This window comes from Cytobacillus sp. QJM3NY_8, assembly GCF_056173585.1.
Genome location: NZ_CM149681.1, coordinates 2,238,079 through 2,256,682 on the forward strand (window position 1 = coordinate 2,238,079; position 18,604 = coordinate 2,256,682).

An 18,604-nucleotide genomic window follows, 5' to 3' on the forward strand; every position below is an offset into this window, starting at 1 on the left:
CATTCTTATGCTGTCTCATTTTTCATTGACTGTTTATGCATCCTTCTTTTAAACATTTTCGCATTTGTTCCTATATAAACACCTGTCAGAACAAAGGCTGCCCCTATTCCATGAGCCATGGTGAATGTTTCACCCAAAAAGACCGTAGCCATGATAACGGCAGATACAGGCATCACATTAATAAAAATTGAGGCTTTGGCCGCACCGACCTCTTTAATTCCGTTATAATACATGACAAATGAAACCACGGTAACAAAAATGCTCATATGGGCTATTGCAGTCCATGTCGTCATGCTGGCTTGCTGGATATCCATCCACGATGTTTCAGCAGAAGCGAATGGCAATAGAAATAAGGTTCCATAGGCAACTGCATAAGTAGTGGACTCCACTGAGCTGAATTTTTTCAAAACCACTTTCCCCACAACACTATAGATGGCCCAGCTGACCACAGCTCCCAGCAATACGAAGTCAATGGGTTCAAAGCCATATTGGAAAAGCTTAAGCAAATGGCCATCTGTTATAATAAACACTACACCTGTCAAAGCAACGGCCATTCCAATGATATGATTTTTTGTTATCTTTTCTTTTAGAAATAACCCTGATAAAAGGACAATCAGCACCGGGTTTGAAGCAATAAATAATGAGCTTTTAATCACGGGCGCATGCTTTGTGGCCAGGAAAAAACAAATATTATATAAGGCAATTCCGGTCAGGCCCAAAAGAGCAAACAATCCATGATCTTTCAAATTCGGTCGTTTCCGGTCTTTTTCCATGATCCACATGAGCGGAAAAAGCAAAATGGCAGCTCCCAAAAACCGCAAAAAAGCAACTGTTGCAGGTTCAAAGCTTTGAACAGCAAACTTGCCGGCAATAAAAGCGCTGCCCCATGTAGCAGTAGCCAAAGTCAGCATTCCATAAATAAGCCATAATCTCTTTTTCAAACAACTCGCCTTCATTTCTGTAAAATTTTATAAATAGTATTATAACACCTTTTTCGGAAGGCGAAATAGTTAATTTTTATTAGAGACTTATCAATTTTAACTTTAGGAAAAAAGGAAGAGGGGAATATGTTGGTTTTTGTCACACTTTATCGATTTACAGCACAAAACAGTTCTTTATTCTTAGTCACATTACCACAATTAACAAAATGATCTCTTAAATTAGCTGAAAATTCATTCTTTTTTCTCTGTCTAGGGACAAGCCCATCCCGTATCATTTCTTTAGAGTCCCGAATAAAGGGGCTAATAGAAAGGGTGAAATACATATGAAGAAACCGGCAGGGAAAATCGCATTGCTGACAGCATTTCTTGTTATGCTGTTCTCCACACTTTCCTTTGCGGCAACCGTACCAGGAGGGCCATCTACAAATGGAAACACAAGTATTAACAGCATGCTCTCCTACGAAGATGTCGTGAAAACGCTCAACGGCATTGAGCAGGCAAGCAAGGGGAAGGTGGAAGTTTTTACACTCGACCGCTTCGGCAAATCAGAGCAGGGCAGAAGCATTTATGTCGCCAAGGTTGGAACCGGGGAGAAGAAAATCTGGATTCAGGCTCAAATCCATGGAAATGAAAAGCTGGTTACAGAGGCAGCGCTTCAGCTGTTAAAAACTTATGCGAGCAACAATTCCAAAGAGGTACAGACCGTTCTGGAAGAGTCCACACTATACTTCATTCCAATGTACAATCCGGATGGAGCAGAAATGAATACCCGTGGTACAAAGATTACGGAGACAGGACAATTACTGGATTTGAACCGGGATTGGTCTCCAGAAGGCGGCTTTAAAGCCAAAGAGTCTAAAGTCGTTTATTCCTTTTGGGCCGAATTAAAACCTGACTTTGCAATCGATTTGCATCATCAAGGCTTAAAACAGGTTTATGGAACAAATGAAGCTACTTCATTTTCACTCGGTATTTCCCTTGCGCCGAATGGACCAACATTGCCTGCATACAAAAACTACAATGATGTGACAAGACAAATGTTGGCATATGTCTACGATGAAATGAACGGATACGGCTATACCCATATTGACCGCTACCAGATTGTTGATAGTGAAAAACAGGTAGGTTATGATATCGACATTAAAGGCGGAGTCGTTTCAGCTATGATGATGGGGTTGAATTATAGTGGTTTAAACCCGGAAAATCACAGCCATCCAGCAGTATTTTTTGAAACAAAAGGCAATTCAAGCGATGGCAGCCTGGGGCAGAAATCGAATGGATATTTAACAAAACAAAACTATTTAGCTTTAAAATCCTTGATATATGGCTATGTTACAGGTGAAGTAAATGATGTGGATCCTGAGAGTTGGAATAGTATCCCGGCCTATCCTTTAGCAGGCTACTGGACAGATTATAATGGGATTGTTCCTGCGGAATCATCAGGCTTTTAAGTTAATAAAGAAGAAGCTGGTCATGGAGCCAGCTTCTTTTTATCTGTTGCTCTTCTTCACTGTACTCTCTGCAACCATTCCTCTTACATCCTGCGCCACTTTATTAAAAGCCTGATTTACCCGATCCATCAAAATATCCTGGGAAGTGCTGTTTCGATTTTCAATTCCATCATTAATATCCTTTTTCATTCTGATCACCTCCATAAAAGATATTTTTTGTATAAGGTAATAAAATATTCTTCAAAGGAATCTAAAAAGGAGATGAACTAAAGCTTGGGCTTCTAGTATGATTGTAGAAAGATATTAACGGGGATATATCGCCAAATGTCTGGGCAGGACATAATATATTGGTAAAAAAATTTACAATTACTGCATTCATTGTATACACTAAGAATGATTATCAATTAAAAAATAAAGACGATTTGGTATATAAATAACGATTACCGCGGAAAGGAGGGACCAAGATGTGGCCATTTTCATCCAGCAAACAGAACAAAAATGCCGTCGATGCAGCCAGTTATATTTCCATTAAAGAAACGACGGAAGAAGCAGAAATCGAAAAGATGGTATCTAAGCTGGAACAGATTTTTTTCAGCACATCCAGGGAAATCGTTATTTTGTGCATTGGTTCTGACCGCTCAACAGGAGATTCTCTTGGGCCATTGGCAGGGAAGATCCTCAAAGAAAAGAACATTCCCTATCCGGTGTATGGGACTTTGAAGGAGCCTGTTCACGCATTGAATATCAAAAAGGTTCTTAAAGAAATCAAAGAAACCCATGATGAACCGTTTATATTTGGCATAGATGCCTGCCTCGGAGACGAGCGGCAAATCGGCTATATTTTAATAAGGGAGGGGTCGTTTATTCCAGGAAATGCAGTGAATCGGGCTCTTCCGAGTGTGGGTGATTATCATTTGAAGGCCATTGTCAACACGCTTGATCCATTATCACCTGTAAATTCTTTAAATAGCACGAGATTATACCTGGTTTTAAAACTGGCTGAAATCATTGCGGAAATCATTTCACGTGTAGCGGTAAATGACCGTACTTCCAGAGGAGTGATTGAAAAAATGAATGTTCCGTAAACATAAATTGGGTAAATCAGCCAAAAAATTGCTGTACCCCGATAGGTAAGATATAATGAGCGTAAGGATACCAAAGAGAAAGAGGGAAAGGGATGGGGAATAACTGGACGGAAGATAATCTGATCTCGATACGCGAGAGGGTTTATCTGCATATTAAGGATCTTATTTTGGACGGAGAATTTAAAGCGGGAGACCGTCTGGTGGAACGAGAACTTGCTGAGAGATTAAGTATCAGCAGGACACCAATTCGGGAAGCGCTGTTCCGCCTGGAATCCCAGGGGTTTGTTAAGACAGTCCCAAGAAAAGGCGTAATTGTTGCCGATATTTCCGAAAAGGAAATTATCGAAGTGTTTACCATTTTATCATCACTTGAAGTACTGGCTGCAAAATTGGCTGTTCAAAAGCTGGATAATGATATGGAAAGCAAGTTCACTGCCAGCATAAAAAAGGTCGAGGAATACTTGAACAATCCTGAAGAGGATGCTTCTGAATTACATAGGGAACTCAATCATCTCCTATACAGCTCTGCCAAGAATGTGAAGCTTTATGAGATGCTGAGCGGATTATCCGATTACATTCGCGCATTTGCCAAAATCGGGCATAAAAACCCGGGCAGGGCAAAGAAATCAATGGAGGAGCATTTGAAAATTATGGAAGCCATCGTCAATAGAGAAATGGAAATGGCTGAATATCTGACCAAAATACATATTGAAAACTCCAAAAAAGCATATATTGAAGCGGTGCAGCAGAGTGAAAAGAAAAATTAAGAAAGAGCAGAAGCTCTTTCTTAATTTTTTTACAATCCAATCACAAATGGCGAAGTTAAATTTTTTAAAACCTTTGCCACACTCATGGCGACAATCGGACTGGATTTTGGATTTTCCTCATAAGGAACATTCGATACGGATATCTCCACTTCGCCAAAATAACCCTTTGCCTTGATGGTATGTTTGTTCGATTGGATCGTTGGATCAGCATAGACTTTTACTTTAGTATCTTCGAAGCCGATTCCTGCAAGGCTAAGGGCCGCTGACACATTCACGCTCTGCGGAAACAGCTTGGATGACTCCCGTGCATTCCCTTCATAAATACAAAATGGTTCAGTCAGCGTATGTAAATCCACTTTTTCTTCCGCAATCGTACCTTTCCAGCTGCGGGGATGCTTTCTTGTAATTAAGGTAATATTTTCAATTTCCCCCAATGAACCTGCTGCAATCCGATCCAGACCGGCGATAGCAGCAGATGGGATAAAAATCTGCCGGTTATGCTGCTTGGCCGCGGTCTGCAGTTGTTCATAAAAACCGGAGTCTCCCAATGCTCCTACGGAAAGCACCACAAGATGGCTTCCATTTGCCAGCACTTTCTCCCCGAACATATGTAAAGCCTGATGACCCGCTGCTTCTATGATAATATCTAAATCCCCATTAAAAAATTCAGCTTCATCTGATGTTAGAGCAAATGTTTTTTTATCAGCATGCTCTGCTCCCTTTTTTCTTCTAACCAGTACAGACTTTAACTCCACGTCGCCAGCATGGCCGGCTTCAATTAATTCCGAAATGGTTTTCCCCAGCGTTCCATAACCGATAATTCCAGCTTTAAACATATTTATCACTCCTTCTTGGGAATCACCCCTAAAAATAGGAATTTATAAATCGGTATACGATATACTTTGTGCAATTTTATTCTAGATTTTAACTTAAATCCATAAAGAGAGCAATATATTTTATAGAAAATATTAAAACATCTAAATTTTCAAAATTATTTGCACAATATTTATTTTTAGTGTTATTATAGTATACAAGTTTAAAATAGTGAAAATGGGAGGTGGTCAACCAGAGGAAGAAAGGCTGATCTTTAGAACTGTATTTCTGAAGGAGCATAAGTAAATAGTATTGGATGATTCGGCTGGCGAACTCACATATCACAAACACATCGAAGATTGTCGCTTTTTTGTTTTTTGCTTAGTTTGGTATACAATCCACCAAATGCAGTATGCTTTTTGGAAAATGTTTCAAAACCTCCTTAATAAGCCAAGTGTTGAGGTATTACATAGTCAGCTGTAGATAAACAGATCATGCCTCCTGCAATCTGTCTTTTGCAATCTATTTATAGAGAGATATTTTTATAATGAAAAACGGAGGGGAATATATGGAGTTAACATTTGCTCATTGGGTCTATGCAATTGTTACTGTGTCTGTAATCGCAACAATGCTTTTTAGAAGAGGCGTTGTCTTGCCGGTTATCATCGGAACTTTCTTTGTGGCAGTCATCTATAAAGGAAGTCTGATCGCCGGCTTCCAGGCGGTATTTAACGCTAATCTCCTCGCAGCAAAAGAGTTGTTCAGTATATTCTTAATCATTTCCCTCATGATCGCGCTTCTTAATTCTTTGAAAGACCTAGGAGCTGATAAAAGGCTTATCGGCCCGATTGAGAGGGTAATGATCAATGGGCATGTTTCCTATTTAGTATTAATGGTTACTACCTATGTAATTTCACTCTTTTTCTGGCCGACTCCTGCTGTCCCGCTTATCTGTGCATTGCTTGTCCCGGCAGCGGTCAGGGCTGGATTGCCTGTGATGACGGCTGCCATGGTCATTGTCATTGCGGGCCAGGGAATGGCGCTCTCTTCTGATTATATCATGCAGGTAGCACCGATGCTAAGCGCCAAAGCAGCTGGAATTGATAAGGCACTGGTTGCTGATAAGACATTGGTTCTTTCCATCATTACAGGAGTATGCGCATTAGGCTATATTTATTTGGCACATAGAAAATCTATTGTTAAAAATGGCCACCATGACTCCTCGCTAAACCCTGAGGATTCAGCATTTTTTGGTGTAGCCAATGAGCTTGCGGCCACAGCTGAAGAAAGTGCTGAAACTATCCAGAGAAAAAATACATGGGGAAAGGTCTTTGCCGTAGTAGTGCCCTTATCCATGCTGGCTGTTATGCTCTATATGTTCTCAACAAAGCTGGCGGGTGGATCCGGATTTGAAGGAACAGATGGAGCTGCCTTTATCGGAGGGGTAGCGACACTTTTATTGGTGCTCGCCACCGTGGCATTTAATCGCATCCATGCCTTGGATAAAATTAGCGAGCATTTAACTGAAGGATTTGTTTTCGCCTTCAGAGCGATGGCCCCCGTTATTCCAATAGCAGGTTTCTTCTTTATGGGAAGCTCGGACTTCACCGGCACGATACTATCCCTGGATGAAAGCGCTGCCAAGCCTGCGTTCTTGTTTGATATGATACAGGCAGGACAGGCTTATATTCCGGAAAATGCCTTTATTGCCGGTTTTGGTCTTTTAATCGTCGGTCTGATCACTGGTTTGGATGGTTCAGGCTTTTCGGGGCTGCCGTTAACAGGTGCCTTATCGGGTGCTTTGGCAAATGGAAGTCATATCGATCCTTCAACATTGGCAGCGATCGGGCAGATGGGTGCCATCTGGGGCGGAGGAACAATTGTTGCCTGGTCTTCCCTTGTGGCAGTAGCAGGATTCCTTCAGCTTTCACCGCTGGAACTGGCCAGGAAAAACTTTATCCCTGTTGTCGCCAGCCTTTTTATCGCCACATTAATAGCTATTTTAATCTGGTAAAACAGTAATCTTGAAAAATAAAAGGCTATCCTGCAAAGTTAGAATAAACTAACTTAGAGGATAGTCTTTTTTTCAGAATAGGAGGCATTTGATGAAAATAGGTTTAGCAGGGATTGGAAAATTGGGGACTGCCATGATGACTCACTGGCATAAAGCAAACCTTCCAATCGGCATTTATCATCCCGACAGATTAAAGGCAGAACAATTTGCTGAAAAGTTCCCTAACGGACGCCCTTTAAACGATGACGAACTGAAACAAATGGATATAATTCTGCTCGCTTTGCCGGCCGGAAAAGTGATTTCTTTCATGGAAAGCATGTTTCCTGTGGAGTCTTCAGTTGCTTTCATCAACATGGCGACTGCACTTCCAACGAAAGGCATTTCAGAAAGATTCCCTTCCTTCAAGGTATATGGATTGAAGTATATGGGGCATTCGAGAGATTTAATGGAGAATGGAAATGGACTGTTTATTTCAGAGGACCAACTGCCAGGTCCGATAATAGACCTTATCAAGCCATTGGGGGAAATCGTAAAGGATAGTGAAGGAAGATTAGTAGAAGTTAACAAACTGGCAACATTCTTTGCCATAAAGACAGCCGTCGAAATCGAGAACGAATTTATCAGCAAAGACTATCCGCCAGCTTATATTAAAAGAGCTCTTGCCTCCCTGGCACCTGAAGTCATCCGCTCTTACAGTCAAGGCACCCTGGGGCATTTTGCACAGGAGATCGTGAAAGAAATAAAGGAATCCACTAAAAAAGCTGCTGATTAAACTAGTTGATCAGCAGCTTTTTCTATTAGAGTAATCTTTCCAGTAAAAACAAATAGAACATCACACAAGCAACATAAACTGCCGCGAAGGGCATATTCCAGTTGGAGACTTTATAGGAATCGACTTTGATAATGTTTGACATGAGGCCAAGAGTGGCATTATATGGACCCACTAAGAAGGCGGAAACAGCCCCGGAGAGCATCGCAACTGTCAGAATGTGCGGTGATATTCCGATGTCTGCCGGGTTGACGCCTTCAATCATCAATGCAAGTGAGACCGCTGGATGAAGGCCCAGAAATGCCAGCCCTAAAGGGATCAAAGGCAAGATGATCAGGAAAAATTCGACCCCGGCCACATTTATAAAAGCTGCAATCCAATCAAAAAGGACTTCATTTGCATTCGACAAGTTCATGGCTGAGATAAAAAAGCCTGTTGATAAAAAAATGAAAAATTGATCCTTCATGCTCAAGGCGAAGGTATTAAAATGCTCAGCAAGCTGTTCGCCAAATTTTTTCCCTTTTTTTAATAAAAGAGACCAGCTGAATGCGAATGGAATAACGATTAAAGAAACAAGAATTAAGAAAGGCAAAGATAGCTGCGTCTCAGCTAGGGATACAAGAACATTAAAAATTGCGATGGCTATCAGGATTTGAAAAACTCTGCCAGGCCGGCCGGCATAACCTGCTTCCAGGGCTGCAGCCGTTTCATGCACAGTTACTTCGCCGGGCTGGGGGAGTTTCATAGGCTGGGACTGACGGGAACCAATAAACCAATCCATTGCTAAACCCAATATGCTCAGCGGAATGACATAGGGGAGGATGGATACCCAGCTGACTCCTGTCATTGTAATCACAATTCCCACAATAGGCGTAACAGGCGCCCAGATTAATGGCATTGCAAACCCCCTGGAAATCGCTCTGCTCATGAATCGTTCCTTGTTACGCACCGGAAAGCTCCCGAGTGCCGGCCGGATTGAATAATACGTCATGGGAAGAGTGGCAAGATTCATGAAAATGCTAAAAAAGTAAGAGATCCCCGAAGTCATCATATATAAATGACCAGATGTTTTTACCCGATTTTGGATAATGGCCTGGATGCCTTCCCCGTATCGCCCAAGTTTAACCGGAATCCCCAGTATCGGTATTAACGTAAACATGGTAAGCAGATCAAGCATTGGTCCAAAGGCAAGAATATATTGCTGCCAGTCTGAGCCGCTTGTCCAAAGCAGCACAGCACCAAAAGCCAGAAATACGCCCCCAAGAATCTGTACAAATCTCTTCGCAAGCCTGAATGTTAAAACTACTATGATAAAACACAAGATAGACAGGAGGGGATCGATATTCCATTGCGGAAGTAAAGTGGACAGCAAATATAAACCAATCACGGTCAAAAATAAAACTCTCAGCATATCAACACCCTCGCGATCTTAAATGAAATATATGGTAAAAAGTAAATTGTATACCAAATTTTCACTTTTTCTTTATTTATTCAAAAATCAGCCACATTTCTATTGTTATTTTGGTATTTGGTATACAATTTTGTTGTGAATCTCAAAAATTCATAATATAATAATGATAACAGGTTAGAGAAAAAAAGGAGGACGCCCCGATGTTCCATTTTCTATTTGGATCCAAATATGCAATTGAGAAAACAGAAAGAAAATTAGCCCGTTTGAGAAGAACTTTAAAATTCTAGTAAAGCCGCCTTATCTTTGGCGGTTTTTTCAATAGAATAAGAAAGTTAGAATTATGAACACAGAAAAATGTCAAGCGCAGGAAGCCTGCCCCCTGATAAGCCGCTTCCGCTTTTTTTTATGAACAGGAAACCCGGAAGAAGAGCGGCTTCCTCCGGGTTTAGTAATAACATTTATACTGCTACTTCATCAGATTTTACCAGTTTGGAATGTATGGAGTCTTCACTATTGCCGGATGCCTTTACTATTTCATCCAGTTCTTCTCTGGCTGCTTCCAGTGTTTCAAACCGCTCAAAAAATTTAACACCTATATGATTTACATACTCTTTTCCTTCATACTCTTCATAAAGCTGGATTTTCATATTCTCATCCAAAACTTCGGCTATTGTGTACTTAGCCTTCAGCTTATCGAAAAAATAAAAATGATATGTCTCAACCGGCTTTAGACCCTCATTTTCAAGAATGGTCTGGAAAGTATCTTTATTTGTTAATACAATATATTTACCCAATTAAAACACTCCTTTAGTTTTATTTGAACTTAGTTGCAAATGCAGAATTGCTCATATGTAGCTCGAGAGCATACCTCCTTCTATTTGGAATATTGTATACCATTTGTCTTGAGCTTATTTTATACTAAGATTTTGAAATATTCAATATTATATTCTAAATTTTTTAATAATTCGGCGAAAATTTTATCTATTGTTTATTAAAGAGGAAAAGGGCGAGAGCCAATCTGGGAGATTAACGACCAAATTAATCACACACAAGGAAAAACGGTAGTTAATGCGGCCGAATCACGACGAAAATAATTAAACTCAAAGAAAATGGTAGTTAACCTCACAGAATAACGACCAAATTAATCACACACAAGGAAAAACGGTAGTTAATGCGGCCGAATCACGACGAAAATAATTAAACTCAAAGAAAATGGTAGTTAATCTCGCTGAATAACACTAAATTAATCACACACAAGGAAAAACGGTAGTTAATGTGAGCGAATAAAGACGAAAAAATTAAACTCAAAGAAAATGGTAGTTAATGTAGCCGAATCACGACCAAATTAATCGCACTCAGAGGAAAATCGTAGTTAATCCAGTAAGAGACACCTACCTATATCCGCCAAACACAAAAAAATAAAAAACGAGTTTGCTAATCTTCCCGAAAGATTGTATACTTTGAAAAAAGTATCAAAATCTTTAGAATTAACTGAAAGGGGTAATATTATGCCGAAGGTTACGCTTCATGTGGATGGAGAGATTGTGGAAAAGCAGGTAAAGGATAATGCCAATTTGGTTGTCCTTGCAGGGATCCGCCAGTTTCCGGAATTAAAATATGGTTGCGGCATGGGAAGATGCACAAAATGTACGTGCATAGTATTAAATGGGGGAGATGATCTCGCCCCGCCAAATTGGAAGGAAGAAAAAATGCTTGGCGACAAAGTGAAAGAAGGGTATCGGTTAACCTGTCAAATGACGATCCAAAACGACATTGAAATATCCCAGGAAAACATCTCTGTAAAGCCCCCCAAGAAGACTACTGCAGCTATTACAAAATAGTTTTTTATTTTTATTTATTATTGGTATACAAAATACCTAAAATAAGCGGGGTATCAAGAAAATGAATTGTTATGATCTTACTAAAATGACTTGGAAGGAAGTCGAGAAATCACTAGACACAGTAGAGTTTGCCATAATTCCTGTTGGAGCACATGAGCAGCATGGTCCACATATGGCCGAAAGCTGTGATGCGGTGCTTGCGGAGAGAATGGCTAATAAACTGGGGCAGAGAATGTTCCCATATGCTATTGTGACGCCGACTGTTAACATGGGGGTTTCCGAGCATCACATCCATTTTCCCGGAACAATAACACTTCAGCCTTCAACTTTGATTGCCATTCTTACAGACATGGTTTCCTCACTGAAACAGCATGGCATCAAGAAGTTTTTATTTTTGAATTCACATGGCGGAAACCAATCCACACTGAATTTGGCCGCGATGACTATCACAAAGGAATTGGAAGTAGAAGTCTACTATGCAAAGACCACGTCATCTGCAAAGGGATCTATCGGGAAATATGTAAAATCCCCTTTATTTGGCCACAGCTGCGAACGGGAAGTGTCTGAAGCCCTGTATCTCGCTCCTGAACTGGTAAGAGAGGACCTCTTGGAAAAAGGAGATATCAAGGAAGGCGGAAGATGGGAAAGGCTCCGGCCTGGGAAAGCTGTCCAGGGATTTTACTTCTATGAAGAAATGACTGGAAACGGCTGTATAGGTGATGGCCGGCAAGGGAGCAGGGAAATCGGAGAGCAAATCGTTGAAGAAGCCCTAGATAATCTGTCTGCAGAACTTTCCGAGCTGCTTGATCTTAAAGAAGAGCTGCTGTATTAGTTACTTACAATCTATCATACGATAAAAATTAATCTTTAAAAAATTCTAAAAATTATGTTTACAATTCAAAAAGAATAGGTTATGATTTCATTAAGGTATACCAAAGACCAAAAAAACAAGGTAATATAAGGTTGTAAATTAGCAACCTATTATTTTTTAATTAGTTTTGGTATACAAAATATCAAGTGCCAATAGGCTACATAAAATTTCGAGGAGGAGTTTACACATGCCAGAATTATTATCGAAAGATGAATTTCGCAAAGAACTAGAGGAAGCCATTAAAGGAAACCATAGCCAGAAAGCTCCATTCACTGTAGCTTGGGCTGAAGGAAACTTGGAAAGAAAGCATTTTGCCAGATGGGCAGAAAACCATTACCACTATGTTGGACCTTTTGCTGACTACTTAGCATACATCTATCACAACACTCCAACCGATCCAAAATTTGAAGCAGCAAAAGATTTCACACTTCAAAACATGTATGAAGAAGAAATTGCGGCTGACCGCCATACAGACTTGCTGATTCGCTTTGCGGAAGCATGTGGAACAACCCGCGAACGAGTAATCAATCCAGAAAACATGGCTCCAACAACATTAGGCCTGCAAAGCTGGTGCTACGCAGTAGCTGCCCGTGAAAACTTCGTTGTAGCAACAGCTGCTCTAGTTGTCGGCCTGGAATCCCAGGTTCCGGACATTTATCGAAAGCAGACTCCTGCTCTCCGTGCACAATACGGATTCACGGATGAAGAAATCGAATTCTTCGATCTTCATATCGTATCCGATGAAATCCATGGAGAACGCGGCTACAAAATCGTTTTGGACCATGCAGATACTCCTGAATTACAGCAGCGCTGCCTTGAAGTAGTCCGCACAGGTGCGAAAATGCGCCGTATGTACATGGATGGCTTATGGAGGGAATATCTTGAACAGGATCTTGGTTCTTTAGTAGAAGCAAAATAATATGTAATATCCAGGCCGTCACACTAAATCTTGTCCTTCGAGGTCTATGTGGCGGCTCTTTCTATAATAGGAGAAGTTGTCGCAGGAAAGAGAGAAATTAACAGAGAGTAAGGTGATAGGTTTGATTACAACAAAGGTAGAAACATTCAATAACTATATTAATGGTGAGTGGCAGGAATCCGCGAGCCAAAAGAAGTTTTATAGTGTGAACCCTGCAAATACAGAAGATGTTGTCGGCGTTTTTCAGGCATCCAATGAAACCGATGTGAAAGAGGCAATTGAAGCTGCCAGTGAAGCTTTCCCTGGCTGGGCAAAGACAGCTCCATCAAAGCGTGCTGCCATTTTAAACAAGGCCGCAGCACATCTCGAAGAAAATGCTGCCCAATATGCAGAAGAACTGACAAGGGAAGAAGGAAAGCATGTCAATGATGCGAAAAATGAAGTGCTGCGCTCCGCACAGACACTTCGCTATTATGCGGTCGAGGGACAAAGCTTCACAGGTGAAACCTTCCCGAATGATGATCCAAATATGAGAGTTTCGACGGAAAGAGAGCCGCTTGGAGTGGTAAGTGTGATCACGCCATGGAATTTTCCAATCTCCATTGCTGCGAGAAAAATTGCTCCGGCATTAATTACTGGAAACACAGTGGTGTTCAAACCTTCTTCAGATACCCCTCTGATTGCCGTGCGGCTTGTTGAAGCGCTGCACGAGGCCGGTATACCAAATGGCGTTTTGAACTTTGTTACTGGGAAGGCATCTGATGTTGGTGATTTACTGGTCACTCATCCTGCAGTCAAGGCTGTCACTTTCACTGGCTCAACAGCTGCAGGAGAGGACATCCATAGCAAATGCTCTTTCACCACCCGCACTCAAATGGAACTTGGAGGAAAGAACCCGCTTCTAGTTATGGAAGATGCTGACCTTGATCTTGCCGCTGCATTAACAGTGAATGGCGGGTTTTCTTTAACCGGGCAAGCCTGTACAGGAACAAGCAGAGTGATCGTGATGAAGGAAGTAAAAGAAGCATTTTTGGAGAAATTGATTGAAAAAACAAGCGCCCTTAAAATTGGCAGCGGGTTTGAAGAAGGAGTTAAGATCGGCCCGCTTGCAAATGAAAGACAGCTGAAAAATGTCCTGAAGTATATTGAGGTTGGCAAAGAAGACGGTGCGGAACTCGCTTATGGCGGTGAGCACCTCACATCAGGTGAATATGAAAAAGGATATTTTGTGCAGCCGGCCATTTTTACTAATGTTAAGCCAAATCACCGCATTGCCAAGGAAGAAATCTTTGGACCTGTCATTGCCGTGATCGAGGCAGATACATATGAAGAAGCCGTTGCGATTGCCAATGACGTTGACTATGGATTGTCTGCTTCCATTGTGACAAATAACTTAAAAACAGCCAGCCGGTTTACTAAAGACATTCAGGCAGGCACGGTAAAAGTGAATCGGACAACAACCGGCAACTTAATCAATGCACCTTTTGGCGGATTAAAGCAATCCAGCACCGCTACGTTCCGGGAATCGGGAAGAGTGGGCCTGGAATTTTTCACTCAAGTGAAAACCGTTTATATTGGCTATTAAATCAGAAGGAGAATGATGATGAAAACAGCTCTAAAACTTGAATTGGAAGAAGCAAAATTGATGATTGAAGCAGCAAAGGTAAAATCAGCGGAAATCAATGTCTTTGAAACTATTGCAATTGTCGATGACGGAGGAAGTGTGATTGCCCTGGAGCGCATGAATGGAGCAAGAATCACCGGGCCAGAAATTGCAATTGCCAAGGCTTACACAGCAGCCGGCCATAAACGCTCCACCCATCTATTCAATAAGGAACCGAACGGACCTGCCCTTCCAGGAAATGAGGCATTTGGGATCCAGCATATGCTTAATGGCAAATTTGCTGTGTTTGTCGGAGGGTTCCCAATTGTTGTTAATGGGGAAGTCGTTGGCGGAATCGGCATCAGCGGAGGAAATGGAGAGCAGGATACGGCTGTTGGTACCGCTGCATTAGAAGCCCTTCAATCCCACGTGGAAAAAGACGGCTATGAAGTTGTAACCGAAGCAGATATTAAAAAATAATAGAAAGGGACCTCATTCGTTATTAATAGGTAGCGGAATGAGGTCCTTCTTCAGTCAATAACACCTAAATAAGGGGAGGATCGCATGAAGCCTTATCTTGAATTGGCAATTGGATTTGCACGCACCGGCGTGACAGGGTATGGAGGAGGTCCTTCGACAATACCGCTGATTGAATTTGAAGCAGTTAAGAAATATAAATGGATGACGGAGGAGGAATTCGGGGAGATTCTGGCATTAGCCAATACGCTGCCAGGACCGATTGCAACGAAAATGGCTGCCTATATCGGCTACAAAGTCAAAGGCAGCATGGGTGCCGCAGTAGCTATCCTTACTCATATCCTTCCTTCTATTATTGCCATGCTAGCCTTGCTTGGCGTTTTATACTCTTTTCGCCAGTCCCCGATTGTCAGCGGAATGGTACAGGGAGTGACACCAGTCATTGGCTTTATGCTGGCAGAGATGGCCTATCGTTTTTACCAGAAAGGCAGCCAGGGCTTAGGGCTGCCAAAAAATCTTATGCTGGCTGCCGTATCACTGGTATTTGTTCAGTTTTTGGAATGGCATCCCGGTATTTTAATTGCGATAGTCTTAAGCACAGCATTTTATATTGCCCATCGGAAGGAGCAGGCGAATAAAAAGGCAACTGAAGAGTACATGCCAGTAAGGGAGAAAAGTTCATGATATATTGGGAGATCTTTTGGGCATTTTTTGTAGCAAATCTATTGGGTTACGGAGGGGGACCCGCAACGATCCCGCTCATTCAAATAGAAGTAGTGAACAACAATGGCTGGATGACACTCACTGAATTTGGGGATGTTCTCGCCATTGCCAATGCGCTGCCGGGTCCTATTGCAACAAAAATGGCTGGATTCATCGGCTATGAATTAGGCGGGGTTTTAGGGGCGGCAGTGGCTTTGGCAGCTACCATCCTGCCATCAGCGCTGGCAGTCATCGTCCTGTTTAAGTTTGTTAATCTATTCAAAGATTCCCCTAAAGTAAAGCTAATGACCAAATCCGTGCAGCCGATCATTGCTGTCCTCCTGGCTGTCATGGCCTACCAGTTCTTTTTGACAGCCTTTGAAAACAGCGGAATGCTGCATCTTGTGCTTCTTGCAGCCGTTAGCTATTTAACATTAATTAAATTCAAGGTTCATCCTTCGCTTGTTATATTTGGAGCTTTATTTTATGGAGGAATCTTTTTATCTTAAGTTATAAAAATAGGAGGTGGAAAAATGGATAGAACATGGGAGGAAAACAACTTAATATCTATACGCGAACATGCGTATTTGTACCTGAAAAAACTCATTTTAGAAGGAGAATACCAGGCAGGAGACAGACTGGTAGAAAGAGAACTTGCAGCCAAGCTAAACATTAGCCGCACACCGATTCGGGAGGCTCTGTTCAGGCTGGAATCTCAAGGTTTCGTGAAAACAGTTCCCAGAAAAGGGGTTGTCATCTCCAATATCTCAGAGGATGAAGTATTGGAGGTATTTACGATTCTCTCTTCACTGGAAGTGCTGGCTGTAAAATTGGCAGCACAAAGAATGGATACAAGTACACAAAAAGAACTGGATCTCAAAATTAAGGAACTAATGGAGCTAAGTGAACAGGATGAAGAAAACTTCAATTCCGAACATATTCAAATGAATAGGCTGATTAATAAGGCATCTAAAAGTCCAAAACTATATGAAATCCTATCAGGCTTGATCGATTTTATTCATATGGCGGCCAATATGGGATATGAAACACCAGGAAGAAGGAAGGACTCATTAAAAGAACATATCGATATAATGAAGGCACTGCGCGATAAAGATGCCGAAATAGCTGAATACTTGATGAGGATTCATATTGAAAATTCGAAGAAAGCCTACATGGCGTATATAAACAGTGTTAAAAAGAGGGACCTGCTAAAATTTCAACAGCAAAACGTTTATGAATGAAAGTAAAAGAAAATAATGAAGCATCCTTCGGACAGGAGAGCAAGGAACCATAGGAATAATGTTCGAACTTGGGCGACCTTCGGACAGTAGAGGAAGAAACCGGAGGGCGTGAGTCCGAACTTGGGCCACCTTCGGGACAGAAGAGGAAGAAATCAGTCCGAACTGGCCATTTCTTTAGAGGGAGAAGAAACCAATGGGGATATGTTCAAAGAATGTCGACTATGGAAAATGCATAAGGGTCAAGGGCAAAGCAGTGCTGCAGTTACGGGATTAGAGTAATAACTTAAAATAAAATATTTAAAAGTTTAGTATTGTCTGAATATTATTTATATGGTATATTGTATACCAAGAACTAAGAAACGAAACCACAGGGAGGAATTCAATCATGCCAAACATCCATTTTGTCAATAGCAACAAAACTCTGGAAGTGCCTGAGGATTCTAATATATTAAGAATGTCGCTCCGCTATGATGGAGATCTGCCAAATCGCTGCGGCGGAGGAATTTGCGGTACTTGTGTTTTTAAAACTGAAGAAGGAGCAGAATACCTGGACAACGTAAAAATCCAGGAAAGAAGGAAGCTGGGAGAAGAGTGGCTGGGGAAAGGCTATCGTTTAGGCTGCCAGACATTCGTTACAGACGGGGATATCACCATTTCATGGGACGATGAAGTTACAGATCAGGTGAAAAAGAGAAAGCCGGATAAATTAAAGCAAACCGTTACAACAGGAAAATGAGATTGCGAATACTGCATTCTGTAATGGATGAAATAACGTCATTTGCCCATTACAGAATGTAATAGTATATAGAATCCCAATAAAATAGAAGAAGGTGACATTATGTGGGTTTGCAGCACACATTTAAAAGAAGCCATGCAAATATTAAAAACTCCTCATATTCGAAAAGCTCCATATGAAATCAAATGCTCACTTTGTGAAAATCAAGCTTTCGCCAAAGTCTATTATACTCACCGCTCATTTAAATTCACTAAACAACTATATTCTTCATTAAAACAAAGTGTTTCCCAGGAGGCATAGTGATGGAAGGGGTAAAAAAGGGAATTGAAGAAAGACTGGAAGAGCTGAATATCCAGCTCCCTGTATTGGCTGATATCCGAATGCCTTTCGAACCGGGCGTTATCTCGGGCAATACAGTCTTTTTATCCGGACAAACACCCAGGGTAAATGGCGCGCAAAAATATGCAGGAATTGTCGGGGAAGATATCTCAATCGAGGAAGCAAAGGATGCAGCAAGAATTTGTACGCTGAATTTGCTGTCAGCCCTTAAAGGGATCATTGGAGATTTAAATAAAGTAAAAAGAATCATCAAAATGGATGGATACGTTGCCTCAACAAGCAGCTTTAAAAATCATCCTTTAGTCATTAATGCTGCATCAGATTTGCTTCATGACATTTTCGGCAAGGAAAATGGACATGCCCGCAAAGCTGTGGGGCTTGCCTCCCTTCCAGGCGGAGCCCCTGTAGAAATTGAAATGATCGTTGAAATAGAATAACTTCCGAACAAGGGCTGCTCAGGTATTGAGCAGTTTTTCTATTTATTCTCCATAAATAAAATGCTAGCATACTTTCAAAAAGGAGAATGGAGGATGTAAGCCCAAATAAATTAATGTAAGGGTTTTCATGTTATCCAGCTTTAAATCTGCTATATTTAAATAAATATATAAGATAACCTGAGAATAG

21 protein-coding genes are annotated in these 18,604 nt (G+C 41.3%); 16 read left to right on the plus strand and 5 right to left on the minus strand.

The window, feature by feature from the left end; genetic code table 11:
* Positions 1-5: 5 nt before the first annotated feature.
* Complete coding sequence (locus AC0VZ9_RS11705; RefSeq protein ID WP_009330458.1) at positions 6-911, minus strand: DMT family transporter; 906 nt, start codon at positions 909-911, stop codon at positions 6-8.
* 353 nt (positions 912-1,264) lie between these two features.
* On the opposite strand from AC0VZ9_RS11705, the gene AC0VZ9_RS11710 reads away from it, so the two are divergent.
* Entirely contained in the window at positions 1,265-2,392 is a 1,128-nt protein-coding gene (locus AC0VZ9_RS11710; RefSeq protein ID WP_217025136.1) for a M14 family zinc carboxypeptidase, read from the plus strand.
* 39 nt (positions 2,393-2,431) lie between these two features.
* Here the strand turns inward: AC0VZ9_RS11710 and AC0VZ9_RS11715 are convergent, their stop codons facing one another.
* The gene (locus AC0VZ9_RS11715) at positions 2,432-2,581 is read right to left on the minus strand and encodes a hypothetical protein (protein ID WP_157380156.1); all 150 of its coding nucleotides are present in this window, start codon (positions 2,579-2,581) and stop codon (positions 2,432-2,434) included.
* 275 nt (positions 2,582-2,856) lie between these two features.
* On the opposite strand from AC0VZ9_RS11715, the gene yyaC reads away from it, so the two are divergent.
* A complete protein-coding gene (gene yyaC, locus AC0VZ9_RS11720) occupies positions 2,857-3,477 on the plus strand; it encodes a spore protease YyaC (RefSeq protein WP_217025134.1) in 621 nt (206 codons plus the stop codon).
* 92 nt (positions 3,478-3,569) lie between these two features.
* Positions 3,570-4,244, plus strand: coding sequence for a GntR family transcriptional regulator (locus AC0VZ9_RS11725; RefSeq protein WP_009330455.1), 675 nt, complete (start codon positions 3,570-3,572; stop codon positions 4,242-4,244).
* A gap of 29 nt (positions 4,245-4,273) precedes the next feature.
* Here the strand turns inward: AC0VZ9_RS11725 and nadX are convergent, their stop codons facing one another.
* Positions 4,274-5,080 carry an aspartate dehydrogenase gene (nadX, locus tag AC0VZ9_RS11730; RefSeq protein ID WP_475397428.1) on the minus strand — a complete coding sequence of 269 codons (807 nt, stop codon included), beginning with the start codon at positions 5,078-5,080 and terminating at the stop codon, positions 4,274-4,276.
* Between the two features lie 545 nt (positions 5,081-5,625).
* Between nadX and AC0VZ9_RS11735 the strand changes: the two genes are divergently transcribed.
* Together AC0VZ9_RS11735 and AC0VZ9_RS11740 are read left to right on the plus strand one after the other, a co-directional pair.
* On the plus strand, positions 5,626-7,071 hold the full coding sequence (locus AC0VZ9_RS11735) for a hypothetical protein (RefSeq protein ID WP_217025124.1): 1,446 nt from the start codon (positions 5,626-5,628) through the stop codon (positions 7,069-7,071).
* 91 nt (positions 7,072-7,162) lie between these two features.
* Positions 7,163-7,843 carry an NAD(P)-binding domain-containing protein gene (locus AC0VZ9_RS11740; protein WP_217025122.1) on the plus strand — a complete coding sequence of 227 codons (681 nt, stop codon included), beginning with the start codon at positions 7,163-7,165 and terminating at the stop codon, positions 7,841-7,843.
* A gap of 25 nt (positions 7,844-7,868) precedes the next feature.
* Here the strand turns inward: AC0VZ9_RS11740 and AC0VZ9_RS11745 are convergent, their stop codons facing one another.
* Together AC0VZ9_RS11745 and AC0VZ9_RS11750 are read right to left on the minus strand one after the other, a co-directional pair.
* The gene (locus AC0VZ9_RS11745; RefSeq protein WP_019382032.1) at positions 7,869-9,251 is read right to left on the minus strand and encodes a hypothetical protein; all 1,383 of its coding nucleotides are present in this window, start codon (positions 9,249-9,251) and stop codon (positions 7,869-7,871) included.
* Between the two features lie 458 nt (positions 9,252-9,709).
* Entirely contained in the window at positions 9,710-10,045 is a 336-nt protein-coding gene (locus AC0VZ9_RS11750) for a hypothetical protein (RefSeq protein WP_071158416.1), read from the minus strand.
* Positions 10,046-10,759: 714 nt separating this feature from the next.
* On the opposite strand from AC0VZ9_RS11750, the gene AC0VZ9_RS11755 reads away from it, so the two are divergent.
* The 11 genes from AC0VZ9_RS11755 (at position 10,760) to AC0VZ9_RS11805 (ending at position 18,417) form a co-directional block, all read left to right on the plus strand.
* Complete coding sequence (locus AC0VZ9_RS11755; RefSeq protein ID WP_035330542.1) at positions 10,760-11,092, plus strand: 2Fe-2S iron-sulfur cluster-binding protein; 333 nt, start codon at positions 10,760-10,762, stop codon at positions 11,090-11,092.
* Positions 11,093-11,153: 61 nt separating this feature from the next.
* Positions 11,154-11,924 carry a creatininase family protein gene (locus AC0VZ9_RS11760; protein ID WP_009330448.1) on the plus strand — a complete coding sequence of 257 codons (771 nt, stop codon included), beginning with the start codon at positions 11,154-11,156 and terminating at the stop codon, positions 11,922-11,924.
* Between the two features lie 226 nt (positions 11,925-12,150).
* Positions 12,151-12,882, plus strand: coding sequence for a TenA family transcriptional regulator (locus tag AC0VZ9_RS11765; RefSeq protein WP_009330447.1), 732 nt, complete (start codon positions 12,151-12,153; stop codon positions 12,880-12,882).
* A gap of 112 nt (positions 12,883-12,994) precedes the next feature.
* Positions 12,995-14,467, plus strand: coding sequence for an aldehyde dehydrogenase family protein (locus AC0VZ9_RS11770; protein WP_009330446.1), 1,473 nt, complete (start codon positions 12,995-12,997; stop codon positions 14,465-14,467).
* An 18-nt stretch (positions 14,468-14,485) separates the two neighbouring features.
* Positions 14,486-14,965: a GlcG/HbpS family heme-binding protein gene (locus AC0VZ9_RS11775; protein ID WP_009330445.1), complete on the plus strand. Its 480-nt coding sequence runs from the start codon at positions 14,486-14,488 to the stop codon at positions 14,963-14,965.
* 84 nt (positions 14,966-15,049) lie between these two features.
* The gene (locus AC0VZ9_RS11780) at positions 15,050-15,646 is read left to right on the plus strand and encodes a chromate transporter (RefSeq protein WP_009330444.1); all 597 of its coding nucleotides are present in this window, start codon (positions 15,050-15,052) and stop codon (positions 15,644-15,646) included.
* On the plus strand, positions 15,643-16,173 hold the full coding sequence (locus tag AC0VZ9_RS11785) for a chromate transporter (protein ID WP_019382767.1): 531 nt from the start codon (positions 15,643-15,645) through the stop codon (positions 16,171-16,173). Before AC0VZ9_RS11780 ends, AC0VZ9_RS11785 begins: the two co-directional genes overlap by 4 nt.
* A gap of 24 nt (positions 16,174-16,197) precedes the next feature.
* The gene (locus AC0VZ9_RS11790) at positions 16,198-16,905 is read left to right on the plus strand and encodes a GntR family transcriptional regulator (protein WP_009330442.1); all 708 of its coding nucleotides are present in this window, start codon (positions 16,198-16,200) and stop codon (positions 16,903-16,905) included.
* A gap of 108 nt (positions 16,906-17,013) precedes the next feature.
* Positions 17,014-17,184 (plus strand): hypothetical protein, encoded by a 171-nt coding sequence (locus tag AC0VZ9_RS11795; protein ID WP_157380155.1) that lies wholly within the window; start codon positions 17,014-17,016, stop codon positions 17,182-17,184.
* A 106-nt stretch (positions 17,185-17,290) separates the two neighbouring features.
* Positions 17,291-17,641, plus strand: a complete 351-nt coding sequence (locus AC0VZ9_RS11800) for a 2Fe-2S iron-sulfur cluster-binding protein (RefSeq protein WP_009330441.1) — start codon at positions 17,291-17,293, stop codon at positions 17,639-17,641.
* A gap of 302 nt (positions 17,642-17,943) precedes the next feature.
* A complete protein-coding gene (locus AC0VZ9_RS11805) occupies positions 17,944-18,417 on the plus strand; it encodes a RidA family protein (protein WP_009330440.1) in 474 nt (157 codons plus the stop codon).
* The last annotated feature ends 187 nt before the right edge of the window (positions 18,418-18,604 follow it).